Consider the following 20,408-nt stretch of genomic DNA (forward strand, 5'->3'; position numbering starts at 1 on the left):
CGGTCAGTCGTCGTGGTTCTGCGGCGGCAGGGCGGAGATGATCGGATGGTCCTTGCCGGTGTTGCCGAGCTTCGCGGCACCGCCGGGCGAACCGAGGTCGTCGAAGAATTCGACATTGGCCTTGTAGTACTCTTCCCACTCATCGGGCACATCGTCCTCATAGAAGATGGCCTCGACGGGGCACACCGGTTCGCACGCACCGCAGTCGACGCATTCGTCGGGGTGGATGTACAGGCTGCGTTCGCCCTCGTAGATGCAGTCGACGGGGCATTCGTCGATGCAGGCCTTGTCCTTGAGGTCGACACAGGGCTGGGCAATGATGTACGTCACTGGGCTGACTCCTCGAAAGACTCACAGATGGTGCGCATATACATCCCACAATACGCCTTCGCCCGATTCCCGTGACCACCGGTCTCAAGTGATTCGCATTGCATCTGACATCCCTGACCACGCCTGCACCCGACCGGGGCGCGCGTGTCATAGGGTGGGAGGGCATCAATTTCGCGGAGGAAGGCCAGAAGTGGACGATCTGCAGCCCGGCAGACGAGTGGTCGTGCGGTATTCGCTCGCACCCGGTGACACCCATTCGACGTCGGATGCCCTCGGCGTCGTCACAGCCGTCGACGAGGCGGGGCTCGAGATCGATACGAAGCGCGGTCCCCTGCGCATCGCTCGCGCCCAGATCCTCCTCGTCCACGAGGTGCCCCCGGCTCCGACGAAGGCCGGGCGCACGCATGAGATCGTCTCCGCCGTGGATCTGCGGCGCATCTCGGCCGCCGCCTGGCTTCCTCACGACGTGTCCTGGCTGCACGTGGAGAATCTGCGCAACGAAGGCACCGAGGCGGCCGCCGAGGTCAGCCTGCTGCAGAAGGGCTGGCTGCTGCGGCATTCGGAATCAGCGACCCGGCGCGCCAATTCCTGCCTGCCGGTGACCGACACCGGACTCGGGTGGGAACAGGGACTCGATGCCGTCGAGGAGTGGTATCGGACCCGAGGCAGGCCGAGCCGCGTCCAGATCTATTCCGCTGACGATTCCTCGACGCTGGCACCCGAATGTGAGGGGCTCGCTCCCCTGCTCTCGGCTCGCGGCTACACCCCTTCCGAGGCCACACTTCTGCTCACGGGCGCCACGGCAGAGGCAGCCGGCGGTGCATCCTCCCCCGCCGAGGCGGCCGCGGCCGGACTGATCGTCGACGTCTCCGATGCCCCGACCTCCGAGCATTTCGCCGCATGGACGTCGCAGCGCAACCCCGGTGAGGAACCGGGTTCAGCTGAGGCGTTCAAGACGCTCATCGAAGCCGATCAGCCGTGTGAGTTCGTCACCGCCTACGCCGAGCATCCCGATGGGTCCCGGACTATGGTGGCGGCCTGCAGGGTGGTCGAGCGCAGCAAATGGGGTGTCATCACCAACCTCATCACCCGTCCCGATCTGCGCAGACGCGGTGCCGGACGTTCGGTGGCCGCAGCCGCGGCAGCACTGCTCGCTCAGCGCGGGGTCAGGTCCTACCTCGTCGACGTCGAGTCGAGCAATGAGGCATCACTGGGCCTCTTCGCCTCTCTCGGAGCCGCAGTGCGTCACCGGTCCTGGTACGCCGAAGCACGCTGACCGGTCAGCCGGCCGGAATCCAGCGGGGAGGGCTCAGCCCTTGCACTCGACCTTGTTCACCGGCCGGTACACCGTGGTGAAGCCGTCCTTCGTGGTCTTACCCGAAGCGATGTCTTTCATGGTCCGGGTGATCCGGATCGACCAGCCGCCCTTCGGCGACTGCGGGGAGCAAGAAGGCCCGCTTTCGGTGACCGACCCCGGTGACGTGTGGTTGAACCGGTCCGAGGCGTCGGCCGACACATCGTACTTCTTGACGCCGAAGACCTTCGCGTGGACCTCTCCGTCTTTGAGGTACATGTCGAGGACGACCGGAGTCTTCGAGTTGTTCGTGAACTTCATATCGATCGACGACCAGTCGAGGGTCGACTCGCGGCCCTCCGGGTAGCGGGAGATATAGCGCGAATGCGCCTGGTGTTCGTCGAGTTCGAAGCCGGCGAAGAACGCCGCATTGAACAGGGTCGTCGACACCTGCGAGACGCCGCCGCCGTAGTCTTCCTTCATCTGCCCTTCGGAGATCACGCCGGCAGGTTTGTAGCCGTTTGCGGCGGTGCGCTGGCCCAGAGCTTCATTGAGGGAGAACTGCTCACCGGGCTTGAGAACCGTGCCGGAGACCCTCTTCGCGGCCACCCGCAGGTTCGTATCGCGGTTGGGTTCGGAGCTGTAGCCGGTGGAGAAGTGGGACACGGTGTCGGAGACATCGGCCTTCTTCGCGTCCTTCGTCGTGAACTCGGGTTTGACCGAGGCCAGAGTGACCGTGGGCTTGTCCTCCTTGCCGTTGATGGCGTCGGTGACCGCGGCGGTCAGTTCCTTGGCCTTGATTCCGATTCCATCGCGGGATGGCACGACCTCGGGCTTGCCGTCCTTGATCTCGAAACTCGCGTCTTCGGCCGGTCGCCCGATGTCCTTGTTCGCGGCCAACACGGACTTCTGCAGGGCCTCCTGATCGAAGACAGGCTTGAGCTTCGAGTCCTCGGCCTTGAACGTCAGAGTCTTCGCGACGGTCTTCGGAGACACGGTGAGGTCACCGCCCTTGACCTTCGAATCCGCATCCTTCCCGGGCTTCGCCGTGATCGTGAGGTCCTTGCTCACCGCGTCTTTCGCGAATCCGTCGGCCATGTCCTCGGCTTCGGACGTGGTGATATCGGGGTCGACGTTCGTCGGACTGACCGGGAGAGCATCCTCGGTGCGCAGCCAATGATCGTCGACGGCGTTGCGCACGGCGGCGGTCTCGACGGTCTGGCCCTTCTTGCCGTCCTTGACCTTCGGTGTGGTCTTGTCGAACTCGAGTTCGGCGTCCTTGGGATCCACGGCCAGGGATTCCGTGACCTTCGCAGTCTCCTTGTCGAACTTCTCCTCGTCGACCTCGATGACGGGATCGACTTCGTCCTCGCCGAACAGGCGGTCCCAGATGACGGTGGGGTCGAGGCTGAAGCCGGTGATGCGCTCGACTGTCGCTTCCGCGTCGAAGGTGATTCCGGCCTTCTCCGGGTCGAGCTTCGCCGTCGGTTCTCCGGCCTTCAAGACGATGTCCTTCTCCGCGTCATCGCGCAGGTCGTTGCGCAGGGTGTTCTCGGCGTCTGTCGCGGACTTGCCGCCGATGTCGATTCCCGCCACGGTCGTCCCCGGCGCGAGCATGCGACCGCTGAAGAAGCCGATCACCACATAGATGGCGGCCAGCACAACGACGGCCACGAGGATGAAGGGCCAAACCGACTTCTTCCGGGCAGCGCTGCCGGACGGGTCGGGCCCGCCTGCGTTCGAGGTTCCATCGGACAGGGTATTGGTCGGCATCATTCTCCCGAGGGTGTCGATAACGACTGATTCGGTGCGGTTCGCACGAGTCTAGCGAGTGCGATCGTGCCCGCGCACGTTGATGAAGGAGAAGACGGCAGCCAGGACCATCGGTCCGAGCAGCCACACAACGGAACGCAGCAGTCCGGTGACGATCATATCTGCGCCGGGCAACCACTTCGGCTGGCCGAAGACGAAGGACAGTACGGCGATGATCACGGCGGCGACCAGCATCGGGGCGCTGCTGCGATACATCGTCTTCAGGTGCCACAGTCCCGCCGCGGCCAGAGCCAGGGCCAGCACGAGTCCCCACGGCAGGATGATCGGGGTCTCGCCGAGGTTGACCACCGTGACGTTGAGGTGCTGCATGGTGCCGAGGAACGCGATGAGCAGTCCGAGCACAGCGGAGTGGAGGTAGGCGAAGACTCCGGGCTTCCGCGGCTCCCGTCGCCGTCGCAGGGGCTGAGCCGCCGCGTTCTCCTGAGCTTCGACCGCTGCGACGTCGAGGCCGGTGAGCACGTGCGGGGCCGGTCCGGTGTTGAGGATCTCGGATGAGATCGGAGTTCCTGCCCCGATCGAGAAGTATTCGCGATCGCCGATCTTTTGACCGACACCGTTGGACAGAGCGAAGAAGCCGCCCGACACACTTACCTGCGTGCGGTGAGCGTCCAGCGCTGCCCGTTTCGCCGGCAGCACCGCGCTGACGTCCTGGTCGATGACGATCTGACCGACCGGCGGTTTGGCCGGGATCGTCTCGGCGGGGGCGAATCCGGTGTCTGCGAAGCCTGCCTGGTGCGGGTCGAACGAATGGCGGGCAACCTCGGTGGGGGTGTCGACGTAGAGCAGTCGACCGGTCCGCCATTCGGCGAAGTCGATTGCCGCGGTCGTGGCCTCGTGCACCCGCACGTGGTCGGGGTGACCATAGCCCCCGTTGGCGGCGTAGGTGATGATCGCATGCGGTTCGAAGGCGTCGATGACGGCGGCGATGTGTCTGGCCACGGTCGTGATGTCGGCTGCGCACAGAGCGTTGTCGGTCATCGATGCCGCGGGTCGAGCGTGACCGTCCGGTCCCCATTCCATTCCCGAATCCTCGAAGGTGCGCGTGGTCCCGCCGAGGAAGGTGTGCATACGCACACCGAGAGCACGCATCGCCTCGGCGATCTCCTGCTCCCGGACCCGGGCGAGACCAGCCCGGTCGCCCTCGAGCTGCTTCAGCTCTGCGGGGATGACCTCGCCGCCCTCACCGCGGGTGGCTGTGAGCACCATGACCTCGGCACCCTCGGAGACCAATTCGGCGATCGTGCCGCCCGTCGTGATCGTCTCATCGTCGGGATGAGCGTGCACGAAGAGGACGCGTGGCGTAACAGTCATTGGTTCCTGGGTGCTCGAGGTCATTCGGTGCTGCCGGATCAAGGAATCCGGCTCAGGCGTTCTGGCGGCGCATCTTCGCGTAGAGCTTTGCGCGTTCCTTCTGATCGAGTTCGACCTTGCGGATGCGGATGGCACCCGGGGTGACCTCGACGCATTCGTCCTCACGAGCGAACTCGAGGCTCTCCTCGAGGGTCAGCTTGCGCGGCGGAGTGAGGTTCTCGAAGCTGTCGGCAGAAGCCGAACGCATGTTCGTCAGCTTCTTCTCCTTCGTGATGTTGACGTCCATATCGTCGGCGCGCGAGTTCTCGCCCACGATCTGGCCTTCGTAGACCTCGGAGGTCGGTTCGACGAAGAAGGTACCGCGGTCCTGCAGGTTGATCATCGCGTACGGGGTCACTGTTCCCGCGCGGTCGGCCACGAGAGATCCGTTGATGCGGAACTCGATGTTGCCGGCCCACGGTCCGTATCCGGCCGAGATCGTGTTCGCGATACCGGTGCCGCGGGTCTCGGTGAGGAACCGAGTGCGGAATCCGATGAGGCCGCGAGCGGGGACCTTGAACTCCATCCGCACCCAGCCGGTGCCGTGGTTCGTCATGGTCGACATGACACCCTTGCGGGCAGCCAGCAGCTGGGTCACGGCGCCGAGGTAGTCCTCCGGCACATCGACCGTGAGCTCTTCGAAGGGCTCATGGACCTTGCCGTCGACCTGTTTGGTCACAACCTGAGGCTTGCCGACCGTGAGTTCGAATCCTTCACGGCGCATCTGCTCGACGAGGATGGCCAGAGCCAGCTCACCGCGACCCTGGACCTCCCAGGCGTCGGGGCGTTCGGTCGGGACGACCTTGAGCGAGACGTTGCCGACCAGCTCCTGGTCGAGGCGGTCCTTGACCATGCGGGCGGTGACCTTCGTGTTCTTCTCACGGCCGGCCAACGGGGAGGTGTTGATACCCACGGTCATCGAGATCGCCGGATCGTCGATGACGATCGCCGGCATCGGCTTCGGATTGTTGATGTCGGTGAGCGTGTCACCGATCATGATGTCGGGAATGCCGGCGACGGCGACGATGTCACCGGCCGAGGCCTCCGTGGCGGGCACCCGGTCGAGACCCTGGGTCTCGAGCAGTTCGGTGATCTTCACCGAGCTGATCTCGTCACCGCGGGCCCAGGCGACCTGCTGCCCCTTCTTCAACGTGCCGCCGAAGATGCGCAGCAGAGCCAGACGGCCGAGGAACGGCGAGGCGTCGAGGTTCGTGACATGTGCCTGGAGGATGCCGTCGGAGTTGATCTCCGGTGCCAGGATCGTCTCGAGAATGGTCTTGAACAGCGGTTCGAGGTCGGGGTTGTCCGGGACCGCTCCATCGGCGGGCTGTTCGAGGGAGGCGGCACCTGCCTTCGCGGCCGCGAAGACGACGGGCACATCGAGGACGGAGTCGACGTCGAGGTCGGGGACTTCGTCGGCGAGGTCGGAGGCCAGACCCAGGAGCAGGTCCTGAGCTTCCTCGACGACTCCGTCGATGCGGGCATCGGCACGGTCGGTCTTGTTGATCACGAGGATGACGGGCAGCTTCGCGGCCAGCGTCTTGCGCAGGACGAAGCGGGTCTGCGGCAGCGGACCTTCCGATGCGTCGACGAGGAGGACGACGCCGTCGACCATGGACAGTCCGCGCTCGACCTCACCACCGAAGTCGGCGTGCCCGGGGGTGTCGATGACGTTGATGACGATGGGGTCCTCGCCGGCCGAGGGACCGTTGTAGAGGACGGAGGTGTTCTTCGCGAGAATGGTGATGCCCTTCTCACGTTCGAGGTCGCCTGAATCCATGACGCGTTCGGCGAAGTCGCCGTGTTCGCTGAACACACCGGTCTGCCGGAGCATGGCGTCGACCAGCGTGGTCTTGCCGTGGTCGACGTGTGCGACGATTGCTACGTTTCGGCGGTTTTCCCGTCGTGTGATGGCTTCAGTCATCAAGAACCTTTTTGAGATAGAGAGATCGGTCCAGCCCGGACCCAACAGACAATTATACGGCCACCCGCACGCTCTCGCGTGCAGGTGGCCGTCAGCTTGGGCGGACTCAGGCGTTCATCGTGGCCTCGAGAACCGCGTCCCTGGCCTCCCGACGCTTGCGCTGCTCCTGCGGATCCGGAACGGGAACCGCAGACAGCAGACGCTGTGTGTACGGGTGGACGGGGTTCGACACGACCTGTGAGGACTTGCCGATCTCGACGAGGTAGCCGTGGCGCATCACCGCGATGCGCTCGGCGATGCGCTCGACCACGGCCAGGTCGTGGCTGATGAACAGACACGCGAAGCCGTATTCCTTCTGCAGGCCTTCGAACAGGTCGAGGACCTTCGCCTGCACGGACACGTCGAGGGCCGAGGTCGGCTCATCGGCGATGAGCAGCTTCGGGCGCAGGGTCAGGGCACGGGCGATGCCGATGCGCTGACGCTGACCTCCGGAGAGCTCATGCGGATAGCGGTTGCGCATAGAAGTCGGCAGTTCGACCGCGGTCAGCAGCTCCTCGACCCGCTTGCTCAGCTCCGGCCCTTTCATCCCCTCGTGGAGGTAGAGCGGCTCACCGATCGACTCTCCGACCGGCAGTCGCGGGTTGAGCGAGGAACCGGGATCCTGGAACACGATCCCGACTTCCTTGCGCAGGGGCCTCATCTGCTTATTGCTCAGGCCCTTGATGCTCGTGCCGTTGACGACCATGTCGCCTTCAACGGTGGGCAGCAGCCCGAGAGCGGCGCGCCCGATCGTGGTCTTGCCCGACCCCGACTCCCCCACCAGGCCCACGACTTCGCCGGGGGCGATCATGAGATTGATGTGATGAGCGGCGCGGAAGGCCTTCTTCCGTCCGATTGCGGGGTACTCGATCGCGGCGTCACGCAGCTGCAGGGCAGAGGGCTTCGAGAAGTCCGCCTGCGAACCTGGATGGTAGTACGTCTCCGTGGAGTCCATCTCGATATCGGGACGGTCCTGCGCGGTCACCTGAGCGCGCGCCTCGGCCACGGCCATATCGGCAGCCCCGGCCTCGGAGAGACCGTCGCCACCTACGGCGGAGTCCGGTGCGCCGACCGGGTCATCGGCGTGCGAGGCCTGATCGGAAGTGATATCGGACAGCGAGGCCTCGACATCGTCGATGCTGCCGCCGAATGCTTCGCTGTCGGTACCCTCACCGAGGTGAGGAACAGCCTCGAGGAGCTGCTTCGTATACGGATGCTGCGGGTTGTAGAAGATCTCCTCCGCGGTACCCGATTCGATTACCTTGCCGGCGCGCATGACGATGATGCGATCGGCCATATCCGCCACCACGCCCATATCGTGCGTGATGAGGATGATGCCCGCATCGAGCTTCGACTTCAGTTCGCGCATGAGCTTGAGGATCTCGGCCTGCACCGTGACGTCGAGCGCCGTGGTCGGCTCATCGGCGATGAGCAGCTTCGGCTGACAGGCCAGAGCCTGCGCGATCATGATGCGCTGACGCTGACCGCCGGAGAGCTGATGCGGGAACGAATGGAACCGATCCTCCGGATCAGGGATCTCCACCAGCCGCATGAGCTCGAGCGCCCGTTGCTTCGCCTCACTGGGACCGATGTCGAGGTGGACGCGCAGCGTCTCCACGATCTGGTACCCCGCGGTGTAGACCGGGTTGAGCGCAGTCATCGGCTCCTGGAAGATCACGGAGATGTCGTTGCCACGCACGGCCTGCATCTTCTCCGGAGGCATGCCGATGAGTTCGCGCCCATTGAGCTTCGCTGAGCCGGTCGCACGGCCGTTGCTCGGCAGGAGGCCGAGCAGTGACATGCTCGACTGCGACTTTCCGGAGCCGGACTCGCCGACGATCGCAAGAACCTCGCCGGCATTGACCGTGTAGTCGAGGTGTTCGGCGGCCATCCACCATTCGTCGCTGACCCAGAACTGGACTCCGAGGTCATTGACCTCGAGGATCGGGGAGCCCGTCTTCGGCTGGGCCTCTGCTTTCTTCTCAGCCATCACTTCGCTTCTTTCTGTGCCATGCGCTCGGCCTTCTTCATCTTCCTCCAACTCGGGATGGTCTTCATCCGCGGGTCGAACGCGTCGCGCAGACCGTCGCCGATGAAGTTCACACACAGAGCGATGACGATGATGAACAAGCCGGGCCACCAGAACAGCCACGGACGAGTGGCGAAGGAGGTCTGGTATTCGCTGATGAGCTGTCCCAACGAGATGCCGGGCGGTTTGATGCCGAAGCCGAGGTAGCTCAGCGAGGCTTCGAGCACGATCGCCTGACTCATGATCAGCGTCGTGTTGACGATGATGACGCCCATGGCATTGGGCAGCATGTGCTTGAACATGATCCGGAAATCGCTGGCCCCGGCCACGCGGGCCGAATCGACGAACTCCCGTTCGCGCAGCGACATGAAGTCACCGCGGACGAGACGTGCAAGACCCACCCAGAGGATGCAGCCCAGCGCCACACCGAGCAGCGGGCCGTTCGCTCCGCCGACGAGCACACCGAGGATCGATCCGACCACGATGACCGGCAGGATGACGAAACCGTCGGTGATGCGCATGAGCACCGAATCGACCCAACCGCGGTAGTAGCCCGCAACAGCACCGACGACCGTGCCGATGATCAGGCAGACGATGCCGATGATGAACATGACGACGAGAGAGATCTGTGTCCCTTTCATCACTCGGGAGAAGTTGTCACGACCGATCTCATCCTGACCGAAGGGATGATCACCGAGTGAGAAGAAGTTCGCAAACGACCAGGTCGGGGCTCCGCCGGGGTTGACCACGGGCCCGGACGCCGTATGACTGAATTTCCACCAACCGGGGATTCCCGCAAATCCCTGTGCGCTGAAGGCGAAGATGGCCACGAGCACAAGGACGACGATGGAGATCATCGCGCCTTTGTGACGGAGGAATTTGCGCAGGACGATCTTGCCCTGGGAAAGACCTTCGGTTTCCTTCGACTCGATCGCATTGTCCCCGACTTCGTCGAGGGCGAGAGCGTTCTGTTTGTCGTTGTCAGTACTCATGCGTTCACTCGGATTCTCGGGTCGAGGACGGCATAGAGGAAGTCCGCGACCAGGTTGGCGATGATAGCGAGCAGGCCTGTGATCAGGATGTAGGCCATGACCGGGTCGAGCTCTGCCTGTCTCAGCGAATCGATGAAGAGCTTGCCCATGCCGTTCCAGCCGAAGATCGTCTCCGTGATGACGGCACCGCCGATCATTGTGATGATGTCGACGGGAACGACCGAGGCCAATGGCAGCAGCGCATTGCGCATAGCGTGCCGCATGATCACCGTACGTTCGTTGAGACCTTTGGCTCGTGCCGTGCGGATGTAGTCCTGGCCCAGGACCTCGAGCATCGAACCGCGGGTATAGCGGGTGTACGAGGCGAAGGAGATGAGGACGAGAGCGATCGATGGCAGCAGCAGGTGAGTGAACGAGTCGAGGTTCGTGATCCAGAAGTCGCCGTCGATATTCGGCGCCGATGCACCGATCGTCGCGATCGGACGATTGTTGATGGCCGGGTCGTCCGAATACTCCTGCCAGCCCTGCAGCACACGGTCGGCGAAGATGAGCACTGCCACGATGATGGCCGTGAAGCTCGTCGTGCGCGCGGTATCCCAGGGATCCGGGCCTCGGAATGCCAGACCGATGCCGACGGCGACGGCGATCGCAACGATGAAGAGCCCGAACATCCACAGCCAGTTCATGTCGACGTAGTAGAAGAGGTTCATCAGCGGCCAGTAGAGCAGCGCGCCGACGGCCACCGTGATGAGTGTGGCATAGAGCACGCGGCGGTTCTTCAGGCCCGTCGACAGGTACGTCATGACGATGGCCGCACCGGCGCCGATGACGACCACGCCGAGGAGGCCGATCGTCGGGTGCTGCATCCAGCCGCTGGCGAGGATGTAGTAGATGGTGCCGAAGGTGATGACCGCTGCGGCGACGAAGGTGATCACGCGACGCTTCGCGCTGCCGCCGAGCGCACCCATCCAGAACAGCCCCATGGCCACACAGCCGATGATGATCGGCCACCAGGATTCCAAGGTCGGATCGTTGATGAAGTTGTTGATGTCGATCGCTCCGTACTGCTTGAGCAGCACCGCCACCCAGAAGACGGGCAGCGAGTAGAGGAGGAACGAGACGAAGGTGATGAAGTAGTCGAAGCCCGAGTACTGGCGGATGGCCGAGATCATGCCGACGGCGATGCCGAGGATGATGGCCACGATCGTCGAGGCGGTGATGAGCTTGATCGTGTTGACGATCGCGCCCTGCAGCTGTTCGGTGACTTCCTGACCCGACTTCCAGGCGATGCCGAAGTCACATTGGCCGATGGCGCAGCCGCCGACTCCTGCCAACCACTTGAAATAACGGACAATGGCCGGAGTGTCGAGGTCGAGGAGACGTCGACGCGACTCGTAGAGAGCTTCGATGTTCGGTGATGTGCTCGCGCGCAGGTCCCAGAAGAAGTCGAGCGCGACGTTGAGGAGCAGGTAGAGGACGAAGGTGACGACGAGGAGCACGAGCGCTGTCGACAGCAATCGTCGGAGGATGAATCTGATCATGATGGGAGTTCCGTTTCAATCTTCCGAAAACGCCGCTGTGGGGACCACACAGTGATCCCCACAGAAGGCTTGAGTGGAGAAGAACCGATCGCGTCAGTCGCGGATCAGTTGACTTCCCACTCCCAGTAGTTCCAGAACATCGTCGGCGACACAGCGGTCGACTTCACGTTCTTCACGCTGTCACGGTAGATCGTCAGTTCGGGGAACTGGAAGATCGGCGCACCGAAGGCATCTTCGGTCAGCTGCTTCTCCATGTCGATGAGGAGATCCTGCTGCTCCTCTTCCTTGGACACGAGAAGCTTGTCGAGGATCTTGTTCATCTTCTCGCTCTTGTAGCCGCCGTAGTTGTTCTGCGCACCGTAGCGGAAGTTCGCATCGTTCTCGGACACGCCGGTGCCCTCGGACTGCCAACCGAACAGCGAAACATCGTAGGTGCCGTCACCGAGGCGGGTGCCCCAGTTGACATCTCCGACATCCTTGATCTTGAAGCCGGCCTTCTCAGCCGATTCCTTGATCAGCTGGAACTCCTGCTGACGACGCGAGTTCGTGTTGTCGTACATGACACGCACGGTCGGGGAGTCCACTCCGGCTTCCTTGAGCAGCTTCTTCGCGGCCTCGACGTCACCATCTGCGGCATCGGCGACGCCGTTGACCTTGGTGATCGCGTCGTACATCGGCGAACCCGGCACCTGCGAGTACGAATCACGGGTGACGGCTTTGTCGTTGAGGGGCTTGATGATCTTCTCGACGATGTCCTCACGCGGCAGAGCCTTGAGGAACGCCTGACGGACCTTCTTCGCCTTCTCCTTGTCGCCGCCGTTGGCAGCAGGATCGAAGGGACCCTTGTTGTCGAAGGTGAAGTCGACGTGCTCATACGTCGCACCATCGGCGGCATCGACATTGACTCCGTCGATCTTCTCGGCGGCGGAGAGGACGTCAGCGGTCGCCTGCGGCTGAGTCATATCGACCTCACCGTTCTCGATCGCCTGGATCATCGCCATCGGGTCGCCGTTGTAGCGGACCGTGACTGTCTTGACCTTCGGCTTCACCGGACCGGTGTACTTGTCGTCGAGTTCGAGGGTGACATACTGTCCCTCCTCGAACTTCGTCATCTTGTACGGACCGTTGTGGACCAGCAGGTCCTCGTCCTTCGGCATCGAAGTGAAGTCGAACCCGGTGTTCCAGGTGTTCGAGATCTTCGACAGCTTCTCGGTGTCCTTGTCCTTGATGGCCTTGAGGATGGCCTCCTTGCCCTTCTCGGCATCGTCGATCCCGAGAGCCTTCTTCGCCACGATATGAGCGGGCACACCGACGCCGTCGGCACCAGTGCCGAATTCGGTCTGCCAGTCGGCGAAAGGCTTGGAGTATTCGAGGGTGATCTCCTTGCCGTCGTCGGAGATCTCGGGGAACTTCTTGATCAGAGCCGAACCGGCGGTCGAGGAATCGAAGTAGACGGTCTTCGCGTCGTTCTTCTTCACCGTTCCGTCGTCGTTGTTGTTGGCTTCGACGGTGTTGAAGTTCGCCGAGGTGCCGGCCCAGGTCAGCGCCAGGTCGGCGGCGTCGACGGGGGTGCCGTCGGACCACTTGGCATCATCATTGAATGTGTACTTGACCTTGAGCGGGTCTTCGGAAACCTGTTCGACCTTGCCGAGGGCTCCGTCCTGAACTTCGAGGTCACCATCGTAGTACCCGAAGTTGTCATTCATCATGTAGGTGAGAATGGCGTTCGAGGTTGCATTGCCGTTGGCGGTCAGCGTATTCATCGACCGGAACGATTCGTTCCAACCGATATTGATGGCGGTGTCCTTCGATGCTTCGTCGTCATCGCCTCCGCCAGGGGGTGTGCAGGCGGTGAGCACCATTGCAGCGGCAGCCACAGAGGCACCAGCCGCGAGGAAGCGCTTGTTCACGTTCTCTCCTTGTTGTTCTAGGGCGAGTCACCCTCGTTCTTGCACCCCAAAGCCGGAGTGCATTCCGGTCACGTGAAGCATTTCGGCAGAGACCGAAGCGCATGTGACCGCGTTCATGTTTTTCACATGGATTGCAACAAAGTTAATTCACCGGCGACTGTGACGGAGTCCACATAATGAGCAAATTTCGGAATCGTTACCGTTTCGAAACCAAGGGAACAGACAACTTTTGTTCAGTCTCAATGGATAGGATGATCAGGTGGCTGACAGTGAGATAGATCGCAATGAGACCGAGCCGACCGTCGTGCGGACGACGAGTTCGACGGCCCTGTTCTTCATCGTCGGCGGGCTCTGCGCCTTGGGCGTGCTCTCAATCCTCTTCGGCGATTTCACGCTGCGCGGTCTGGCCGCCGCAGGCATCCCTCTGGCCGTCGGCACCTTGGTCTTCGTCTTCTACCGGTTCCCCCGCGTCGAGCTGCACAGACAGCAGCTCATCTTGGTCAATCCGCTGCAGACCGTGACGATCCCGTGGAACCTCGTCGACGGCTTCGAGACCCACTTCGGTCTGAGCGTGCGCACCCATGAGAAGAAGTTCGCCTCATGGCCGCTGGCCGGCAAGGGCAAGAAGTGGGAGAAGGACGAGCACGATATGCGCCGGCTCGTCGAGAATCCGAGCCCGGCCGTCGACACAGTGCTCGAGCGCTATTCGTCGCTCAGCGACGCAGAACTCGCCAACCCCGGTGGGCAGCGTGTCATCGAGACGAGATGGAACATCGGCATCATCGCCGTGGGTCTCCTCGCCATCGTCTGGGCGCTCTTCGGCTTCGCGGCACTGCCGAGCTGAGGTCACCAGCCGCGTTCGCGCCACTCCCCCAGTTTCGGACGTTCCTCGCCCAGGGTGGTCGAGTCCCCGTGTCCGGGCAGGACGAGAGTCTCGTCCGGAAGTTCGCCGAATACCCGCTCCTCGAGGTCGTCCATGAGTGAGGTGAAGTCCTCCGCCGACCAGGTCTTGCCCGGCCCGCCCGGAAACAGCGAGTCACCGGAGAACAGGATCGTCTGACCGCCGTCGCGCAGAAGCAGTGCGATCGAGCCGGGAGTGTGCCCGCGCAGTGCGATGGCTTGGAGGACGAATCCGCCGAAGTCTCCGACATCGAGGTGATCGACAGAGTGCGCGATCTCCACTCCTTCCGCCTCGGTGATGGCGGCCGCGTCCGCGGCACCGGCGATCGTCATCGCCTCCGGATAGTTCGCCGAGGTGGCCGGCAGTGCCCGAATATGATCCCAGTGCTGGTGTGTGGTGATGATCGCTCGCAGCATGGGTTCCGCGTCGGTGTCCTGGGCTCCCGAGTCGATGAGCTCGGTGATCGCCTCGGCGTCGTCGGCGGCGTCGATGAGCACCTGGGAGCCGGTCTCTTTGGCGGTGAGCAGATAGACGTTGTTCGCCATCTCGGAGACCGCGATAGAGCGGATGATGACGTGCTCGGTTTCGATCGTGTGCATTTCCAAACTCCTCAATCTGTGCTGATGCTTCCGAGGTTCAGGGACAGGTCACCAGGCTCCGCGGGTGTACTGCGGAGGGTAGGGTCCGGGTTCGACTCCGAGGACATGGGCGGCCCGCTGCGGCCAGGAAGGTTCGCGCAGGGCTGCTCGGGCCATGAAGATCGCATCGGCCTGTCCCGTGCTGAGGATGGTCTCGGCCTGCTTCGGATCGGTGATGAGTCCGACGGCTCCGGTCGGCACGCCCTCGGCGCGGATCGCCGCGGCCAGCGACACCTGGTAACCGGGACCGATGGGGATCCGCACCGGATAGTTGCCGCCCGAGGAGACGTCGATGAGGTCGACTCCAGCCTCCGACAGCGCACGGCTGACATCGGCGGCTTCGGCGATGTCGAATCCGCCGTCGGTCCATTCGCTGGCCGAGATGCGTACGAACACCGGCACATCCTCACCGACCTCGGCGCGGACGGCCGCATAGACCTCGTGGAGCAGTCGGGACCGACCGGCGAGATCGCCGCCGTATTGGTCGCTGCGCTGGTTCGACAGCGGGGACAGGAAGGAATGGAGCAGATAGCCGTGGGCTGCGTGGAGCTCGACGAGGTCGAACCCGGCATCGATCGAACGTCGGGCAGCGGCCGCGAAGGCGGCGACCACCTCGGCGATGTCGTCCTTCGTCATCTCCACGGGCTCGGCCAGCTGCGGATAGGCGATGGAGCTGGCGCCGAACGTCGGCCATCCGCCCTCGGACTCGGGGACGCTGCCCTTCGGTTCACCGGTGAAAGGACGATAGGTGCTGGCCTTGCGGCCGGCGTGGGCGAGCTGAATCCCGATGATGCTGCCCTGGGAGTGGACGAAGTCGACGACGGCCGACCATGACTCGGCCTGGTCGTCGTTCCAGATTCCGGCGTCCTGTGGTGAGATTCGACCTTCGGGGACGACTGCGGAGGCTTCGGTGAGGATGAGCCCGAATCCGCCCTGCGCCCGGGCACCGAGGTGGACGAGATGCCAGGGGCCGGGCATTCCGTCTTCGGCTTCGCAGGAATACTGGCACATCGGTGCCAGCCAGATGCGATTGGGGATCTCGGTTCCGCGCAGTGTCAGCGGTTCGAACAGCTCAGTCATGACATCAGTCTGCCAGTTCCGCTCGGACTCAGACACTGGTCCCGAATACCGGAACGGCGAAGATGCCGCGGTCCCCGCCCCTCTAGAGCTGGCCGCAGAACTCCTGGATGTGATCGACGACGATCTCAGGGTGTTCGACCATCGGCAGGTGAGCGGAGTCCGGGATCGTGGCGAAGTGCGAACCTTCGATCTGTTCGGCCATCTCCGACATCGCTTCGGGAGTGCAGCCGGAATCCTGGGCGCCGGCGATGACGAGCGTCGGGGTGGCGATCGAGCCGAGCTTCCCACTCAGATCGTAGGTCTTCAGCGCCGAGGCGGCCGCGATGTACGCCTCGTCATCGACCAGGGCGAGGTCGGACAGGATGAGGTGGCCGGTGGCGATGTCCTCGCCGAGGAACCCGGCGGCGAACCACCGATCGGCGGTGTCATCGACAAGTCCCTTGGTGCCGTCGGCGCGGACTTCGCCGATGCGTTCGTCCCAGGATTCCGGAGTGCCGAACTTCTCGGCCGTCGCACAGGCGACGAGTCCGGTCAGCGAATCGGGGTGGTTGAGCGCCAGGGTCAGACCGACGCCGCCGGAGATCGAGACTCCGCAGTAGATGAAGGACTCCACCCCGAGCTCGGCGAGGGACTCGACGACACCGGAAGCCAGCGCTTCGACTGTCAGCGGGGCGGCCGCCTCGGCGAGGGAATCGCCGGCGGGAAGGGTATGTCCGGGAAGGTCGGTGAGATAGATCTGGAAATCGTCGGCCAGACGCGCGGCCACGGAGGTCCACAAAGGCATCCGAGTGCCCAAAGCGTTGCCGAAGACGAGGACGGGAGAACCGGGATTGTCGTTGAAGGCACGAACGGCGATGCGCATGGAGGCTCCTTGAGAACTGAAAGTGCGAACGGATTTCGACTGGATACGACGGTCGTCGATGAGCTGGATTCGACGGGGAAGCTGTGTCGGGATCGGTCAGGAGTCTGTCGTTAACAGCCTACCGCCGGAGTACTCGAGATAACAGCTCGGGCACAGTGACTCATAGGTCACGGAATTGCCGTCGATGGCGACCTGATCGCCGTCGAAGATGAACTGTCCGTCGACGAGGCGGCCGTTGAACATCGCCTTGCGGCCGCAGCGGCAGATCGTCTTGAGTTCCTCGAGGGTGTGGGCGATCTCGAGCAGTCGCGCTGAACCGGGGAATGCCTTCGTCTGGAAGTCTGTGCGGATTCCGTAGCACATCACCGGCACCGAGGCGGTGGTCGCGATCCGCATGAGCGAATCCACTTGGACGGGGCTGAGGAACTGCGCTTCGTCGATGAGCAGGCACGCGACCGGGATCTTCGGGGCGTCGATGGATTCGATGAGGGCATCGTGGTCGACGTAGTCGGCATGTTCGGCATAGATCCGCTCCACGTCACCGTCGGCGGGGATGACGAAGTCGACCTCACGGGTGACGCCCAATCGGGACACGATCTGCGATGCGCCTTTGGTGTCGATCAGCGGCTTGGCCAGCAGAACGCGCTGGCCGCGTTCCTCGTAGTTGAAGGCCGCCTGCAGAAGAGCGGTCGACTTGCCGGAATTCATCGCCCCGTACCGGAAGTAGAGTTTGGCCACTGTCGTCCTCTTTCTGTTGTCCGTGCCGACACAGAAGACTACCGGGTGCCACCTGGGGATGTGAGCACCATCATCGGCCGGGGCCGCCTACCGAAATGGCCCAGAAGGTAGGATGGAGGGCGATAAACCCCAAGAAGATGCGGAGTGGTCCTTAACTATGGCTAAAATCATTTACACGCGCACGGATGAAGCGCCGCTTCTGGCGACGTATTCGCTCAAGCCGATCATCGAAGCCTTCGCCACGTCGGCCGGTGTCGAGGTTGAGACCAGGGACATCTCTCTCGCCGCACGCGTGCTGGCCCAGTTCAACGACCGTCTGCCTGAGGAACAGCAGGTCGGCGACGCACTCGCGGAGCTGGGCGATCTCGCCAAGACCCCCGATGCCAACATCATCAAGCTGCCCAACATCTCGGCGTCCGTCCCGCAGCTGAAGGCGACGATCTCCGAACTGCAGTCCCAGGGCTACGACCTGCCCGCCTACCCGGAAGAGCCTTCGACCGATGAGGAGAAGGACGTTCGGGCACGCTACGACAAGGTCAAGGGTTCGGCCGTCAACCCGGTGCTGCGGGAGGGCAACTCCGACCGTCGCGCTCCGCAGGCAGTGAAGAACTTCGCCAAGGCCCACCCGCATTCGATGGGCGAATGGTCCAAGGACTCGAAGACCCGCGTCGCCACCATGGGCTCGGACGACTTCCGCGACAACGAGAAGTCCGTGATCATCGAGGCCGATGACACCCTGTCGATCCGCCTGCGCACCGCTGCGGGAGAGACGAAGGTCCTCAAGGAGTCCCTGCCCGTTCTGGCCGGCGAGATCGTCGATTCGACGAAGATGAACGCCGCCGCCCTCGACGAATTCGTCAAGGACCAGATCGCCGCGGCCAAGGCCGACGGCGTCCTCTTCTCCGTCCACCTCAAGGCCACGATGATGAAGGTCTCCGACCCCATCCTCTTCGGCAAGGTCATCGAAGCCTTCTTCCCCGACGTCTTCGCCGAGTACGGTGACGTCCTCGCCGAGGCGGGACTGACCTCCGACAACGGACTGGCCGCCATCCTCGCCGGGCTCGACACCCTGCCTGCCGAGGCGGCTGCCGGAGTCAAAGCCGGAATCGAGAAGGGTCTGGCCGACGGGCCCGACCTGGCCATGGTCAACTCGCACAAGGGCATCACGAACCTCCACGTGCCCTCCGACGTCATCGTCGATGCCTCTATGCCGGCGATGATCCGCGTCGGCGGCAAGATGTGGAACAAGGATGACCAGACCCAGGACACCCTGGCCGTCATCCCCGACTCCTCCTACGCCGGCGTCTACCAGACCGTCATCGAGGACTGCCAGGCCAAGGGCGCCTTCGACCCGCGGACCATGGGCACCGTGCCCAACGTCGGTCTCATGGCGCAGAAGGCCGAAGAGTACGGCAGCCACGACAAGACCTTCGAGATCCCGGAGGCCGGAACCGTCGAGGTCGTCAACTCCACCGGCGATGTGCTGATGAGCCACGAGGTCGCTGCCGGTGACATCTGGCGTGCCTGCCAGACGAAGGACATCCCAGTGCGCGACTGGGTCAAGCTCGCCGTCACCCGTGCCCGCCTGTCCGAGACTCCGGCCGTGTTCTGGCTCGACGAGACCCGCGCCCACGACCGCAACATCACGTCGAAGGTCGAGGAATACCTCAAGGACCACGACACCGAGGGCCTGGACATCCGCATCATGAACCCGGTGGAGGCCACTCAGTTCTCCATCGACCGCATCCGTGAGGGCAAGGACACCATCTCGGTGACCGGCAACGTGCTCCGCGACTACAACACCGACCTGTTCCCGATCCTGGAGCTCGGCACCTCGGCGAAGATGCTCTCCGTCGTTCCGCTCATCGCGGGCGGCGGGCTGTTCGAGACCGGTGCCGGCGGCTCGGCTCCGAAGCACGTTCAGCAGCTCGTCGAGGAGAACCACCTGCGCTGGGACTCCCTCGGTGAGTTCCTCGCCCTGGCAGAGTCCTTCCGCCACGAGTTCAACGTCCACGGAAACGAGCGGGCCGGAGTGCTGGCCGACACCCTCGACGCCGCGACCGGCAAGTTCCTCGAAGAGAACAAGTCGCCGTCGCGCAAGGTCGGCGAGATCGACAACCGCGGCAGCCACTTCTACCTCACCCTGTACTGGGCGCAGCAGCTGGCCGAGCAGACCGCGGACGAAGCTCTGGCCGAGGCCATCGCCCCCGTGGCGAAGGCACTGGCTGAGAAGGAGGACGCCATCGTGGCCGAGCTCCTCGAGGTTCAGGGCGGCCCGGTCGACCTGGGTGGGTACTACTACCCGAACGATGCGAAGACCGAAGCCGCCATGCGGCCTTCGGCCACGCTCAATGAGATCATCTCCTCGCTGAGCAAGACCGTCTGATCAACTGATCGACACCCCTTAGGAAAGAGTCCCGGCAGCGGTTGCCGGGACTCTTTCTGCAAACCTGCCTTATGCGCCCCATCAGCAGTTATGATGGGGCGCATGAGTACTCAAGACCCGCGTGGCGATTCGCAGACGCCCGAAGAGCTCCTGGCCGAAACCGATTCAGTCCTCGGCAGCGATACTCCCGCGACGGGCGAGACCGCTGCGGTGGACAAGACCCGAGAGATGTCCCCGCAGGAGAGGCATGAGCAGACCCAGCCTCCGACGGGACACACCGGTGAACTGCCGTCGACGAAGGCCGGATCCGGAATGTCCGCGGGAATGTGGGTCTCCCTCATCCTCGGCGCCCTCATCGTCGTCCTGCTGCTCATCTTCATTCTGCAGAACAATGTCCCGGCCGAGTTCAAGTACTTCGGCTGGCAGTTCGAACTGCCCCTGGGCGTGGCGATGCTCTTCGCTGCGATCGGCGGCATCCTCATCGCCGGAATCATCGGTTCGGTGCGGATCTTCGTGCTCAACCGCAAGCTGAAGAAGATCAACAAGGCCCTGGGCCGCTGA

16 protein-coding genes are annotated in these 20,408 nt (G+C 63.4%); 4 read left to right on the forward strand and 12 right to left on the reverse strand.

Annotated features, from left to right (window positions below; all coding sequences use genetic code 11):
* Positions 1-3 precede the first annotated feature (3 nt).
* Positions 4-330 carry a ferredoxin gene (gene fdxA, locus ACU4IU_RS01125; RefSeq protein ID WP_025776980.1) on the reverse strand — a complete coding sequence of 109 codons (327 nt, stop codon included), beginning with the start codon at positions 328-330 and terminating at the stop codon, positions 4-6.
* Positions 331-520: 190 nt separating this feature from the next.
* Here fdxA and ACU4IU_RS01130 point away from each other — a divergent pair, with 190 nt between their 5' ends.
* The gene (locus ACU4IU_RS01130) at positions 521-1,606 is read left to right on the forward strand and encodes a GNAT family N-acetyltransferase (RefSeq protein ID WP_139907636.1); all 1,086 of its coding nucleotides are present in this window, start codon (positions 521-523) and stop codon (positions 1,604-1,606) included.
* 33 nt (positions 1,607-1,639) lie between these two features.
* Here the strand turns inward: ACU4IU_RS01130 and ACU4IU_RS01135 are convergent, their stop codons facing one another.
* From ACU4IU_RS01135 to ACU4IU_RS01165, 7 genes are all read right to left on the reverse strand, one after another.
* Positions 1,640-3,400 carry a VanW family protein gene (locus ACU4IU_RS01135; RefSeq protein ID WP_248283831.1) on the reverse strand — a complete coding sequence of 587 codons (1,761 nt, stop codon included), beginning with the start codon at positions 3,398-3,400 and terminating at the stop codon, positions 1,640-1,642.
* Between the two features lie 48 nt (positions 3,401-3,448).
* A complete protein-coding gene (locus ACU4IU_RS01140) occupies positions 3,449-4,768 on the reverse strand; it encodes a PIG-L family deacetylase (protein WP_446655684.1) in 1,320 nt (439 codons plus the stop codon).
* Positions 4,769-4,820: 52 nt separating this feature from the next.
* Positions 4,821-6,731: a translational GTPase TypA gene (gene typA, locus ACU4IU_RS01145; protein ID WP_446655685.1), complete on the reverse strand. Its 1,911-nt coding sequence runs from the start codon at positions 6,729-6,731 to the stop codon at positions 4,821-4,823.
* A 106-nt stretch (positions 6,732-6,837) separates the two neighbouring features.
* Positions 6,838-8,760, reverse strand: a complete 1,923-nt coding sequence (locus ACU4IU_RS01150) for an ABC transporter ATP-binding protein (protein ID WP_446655686.1) — start codon at positions 8,758-8,760, stop codon at positions 6,838-6,840.
* Positions 8,760-9,791 (reverse strand): ABC transporter permease, encoded by a 1,032-nt coding sequence (locus ACU4IU_RS01155; protein WP_139466925.1) that lies wholly within the window; start codon positions 9,789-9,791, stop codon positions 8,760-8,762. The genes ACU4IU_RS01150 and ACU4IU_RS01155 overlap by 1 nt, the downstream gene beginning before the upstream one ends.
* Positions 9,788-11,332, reverse strand: coding sequence for an ABC transporter permease (locus ACU4IU_RS01160; protein ID WP_139907628.1), 1,545 nt, complete (start codon positions 11,330-11,332; stop codon positions 9,788-9,790). The genes ACU4IU_RS01155 and ACU4IU_RS01160 overlap by 4 nt, the downstream gene beginning before the upstream one ends.
* Positions 11,333-11,436: 104 nt before the next feature.
* Positions 11,437-13,242, reverse strand: coding sequence for an ABC transporter family substrate-binding protein (locus ACU4IU_RS01165; protein WP_446655687.1), 1,806 nt, complete (start codon positions 13,240-13,242; stop codon positions 11,437-11,439).
* Between the two features lie 259 nt (positions 13,243-13,501).
* On the opposite strand from ACU4IU_RS01165, the gene ACU4IU_RS01170 reads away from it, so the two are divergent.
* A complete protein-coding gene (locus tag ACU4IU_RS01170) occupies positions 13,502-14,086 on the forward strand; it encodes a hypothetical protein (protein WP_229663900.1) in 585 nt (194 codons plus the stop codon).
* Between the two features lie 2 nt (positions 14,087-14,088).
* Here the strand turns inward: ACU4IU_RS01170 and ACU4IU_RS01175 are convergent, their stop codons facing one another.
* From ACU4IU_RS01175 to ACU4IU_RS01190, 4 genes are all read right to left on the reverse strand, one after another.
* Positions 14,089-14,742: an MBL fold metallo-hydrolase gene (locus tag ACU4IU_RS01175; RefSeq protein ID WP_139466922.1), complete on the reverse strand. Its 654-nt coding sequence runs from the start codon at positions 14,740-14,742 to the stop codon at positions 14,089-14,091.
* A 48-nt stretch (positions 14,743-14,790) separates the two neighbouring features.
* Positions 14,791-15,861: an NADH:flavin oxidoreductase/NADH oxidase gene (locus tag ACU4IU_RS01180; protein WP_446655688.1), complete on the reverse strand. Its 1,071-nt coding sequence runs from the start codon at positions 15,859-15,861 to the stop codon at positions 14,791-14,793.
* Positions 15,862-15,943: 82 nt separating this feature from the next.
* The gene (locus tag ACU4IU_RS01185; protein WP_139466920.1) at positions 15,944-16,723 is read right to left on the reverse strand and encodes an alpha/beta fold hydrolase; all 780 of its coding nucleotides are present in this window, start codon (positions 16,721-16,723) and stop codon (positions 15,944-15,946) included.
* A gap of 96 nt (positions 16,724-16,819) precedes the next feature.
* Complete coding sequence (locus tag ACU4IU_RS01190) at positions 16,820-17,461, reverse strand: thymidine kinase (RefSeq protein WP_139466919.1); 642 nt, start codon at positions 17,459-17,461, stop codon at positions 16,820-16,822.
* Positions 17,462-17,618: 157 nt separating this feature from the next.
* Here ACU4IU_RS01190 and ACU4IU_RS01195 point away from each other — a divergent pair, with 157 nt between their 5' ends.
* Entirely contained in the window at positions 17,619-19,847 is a 2,229-nt protein-coding gene (locus ACU4IU_RS01195; RefSeq protein ID WP_181270422.1) for an NADP-dependent isocitrate dehydrogenase, read from the forward strand.
* 102 nt (positions 19,848-19,949) lie between these two features.
* Positions 19,950-20,408: a LapA family protein gene (locus ACU4IU_RS01200; protein WP_139466917.1), complete on the forward strand. Its 459-nt coding sequence runs from the start codon at positions 19,950-19,952 to the stop codon at positions 20,406-20,408.

This window comes from Brevibacterium sp. CSND-B09, assembly GCF_052906525.1.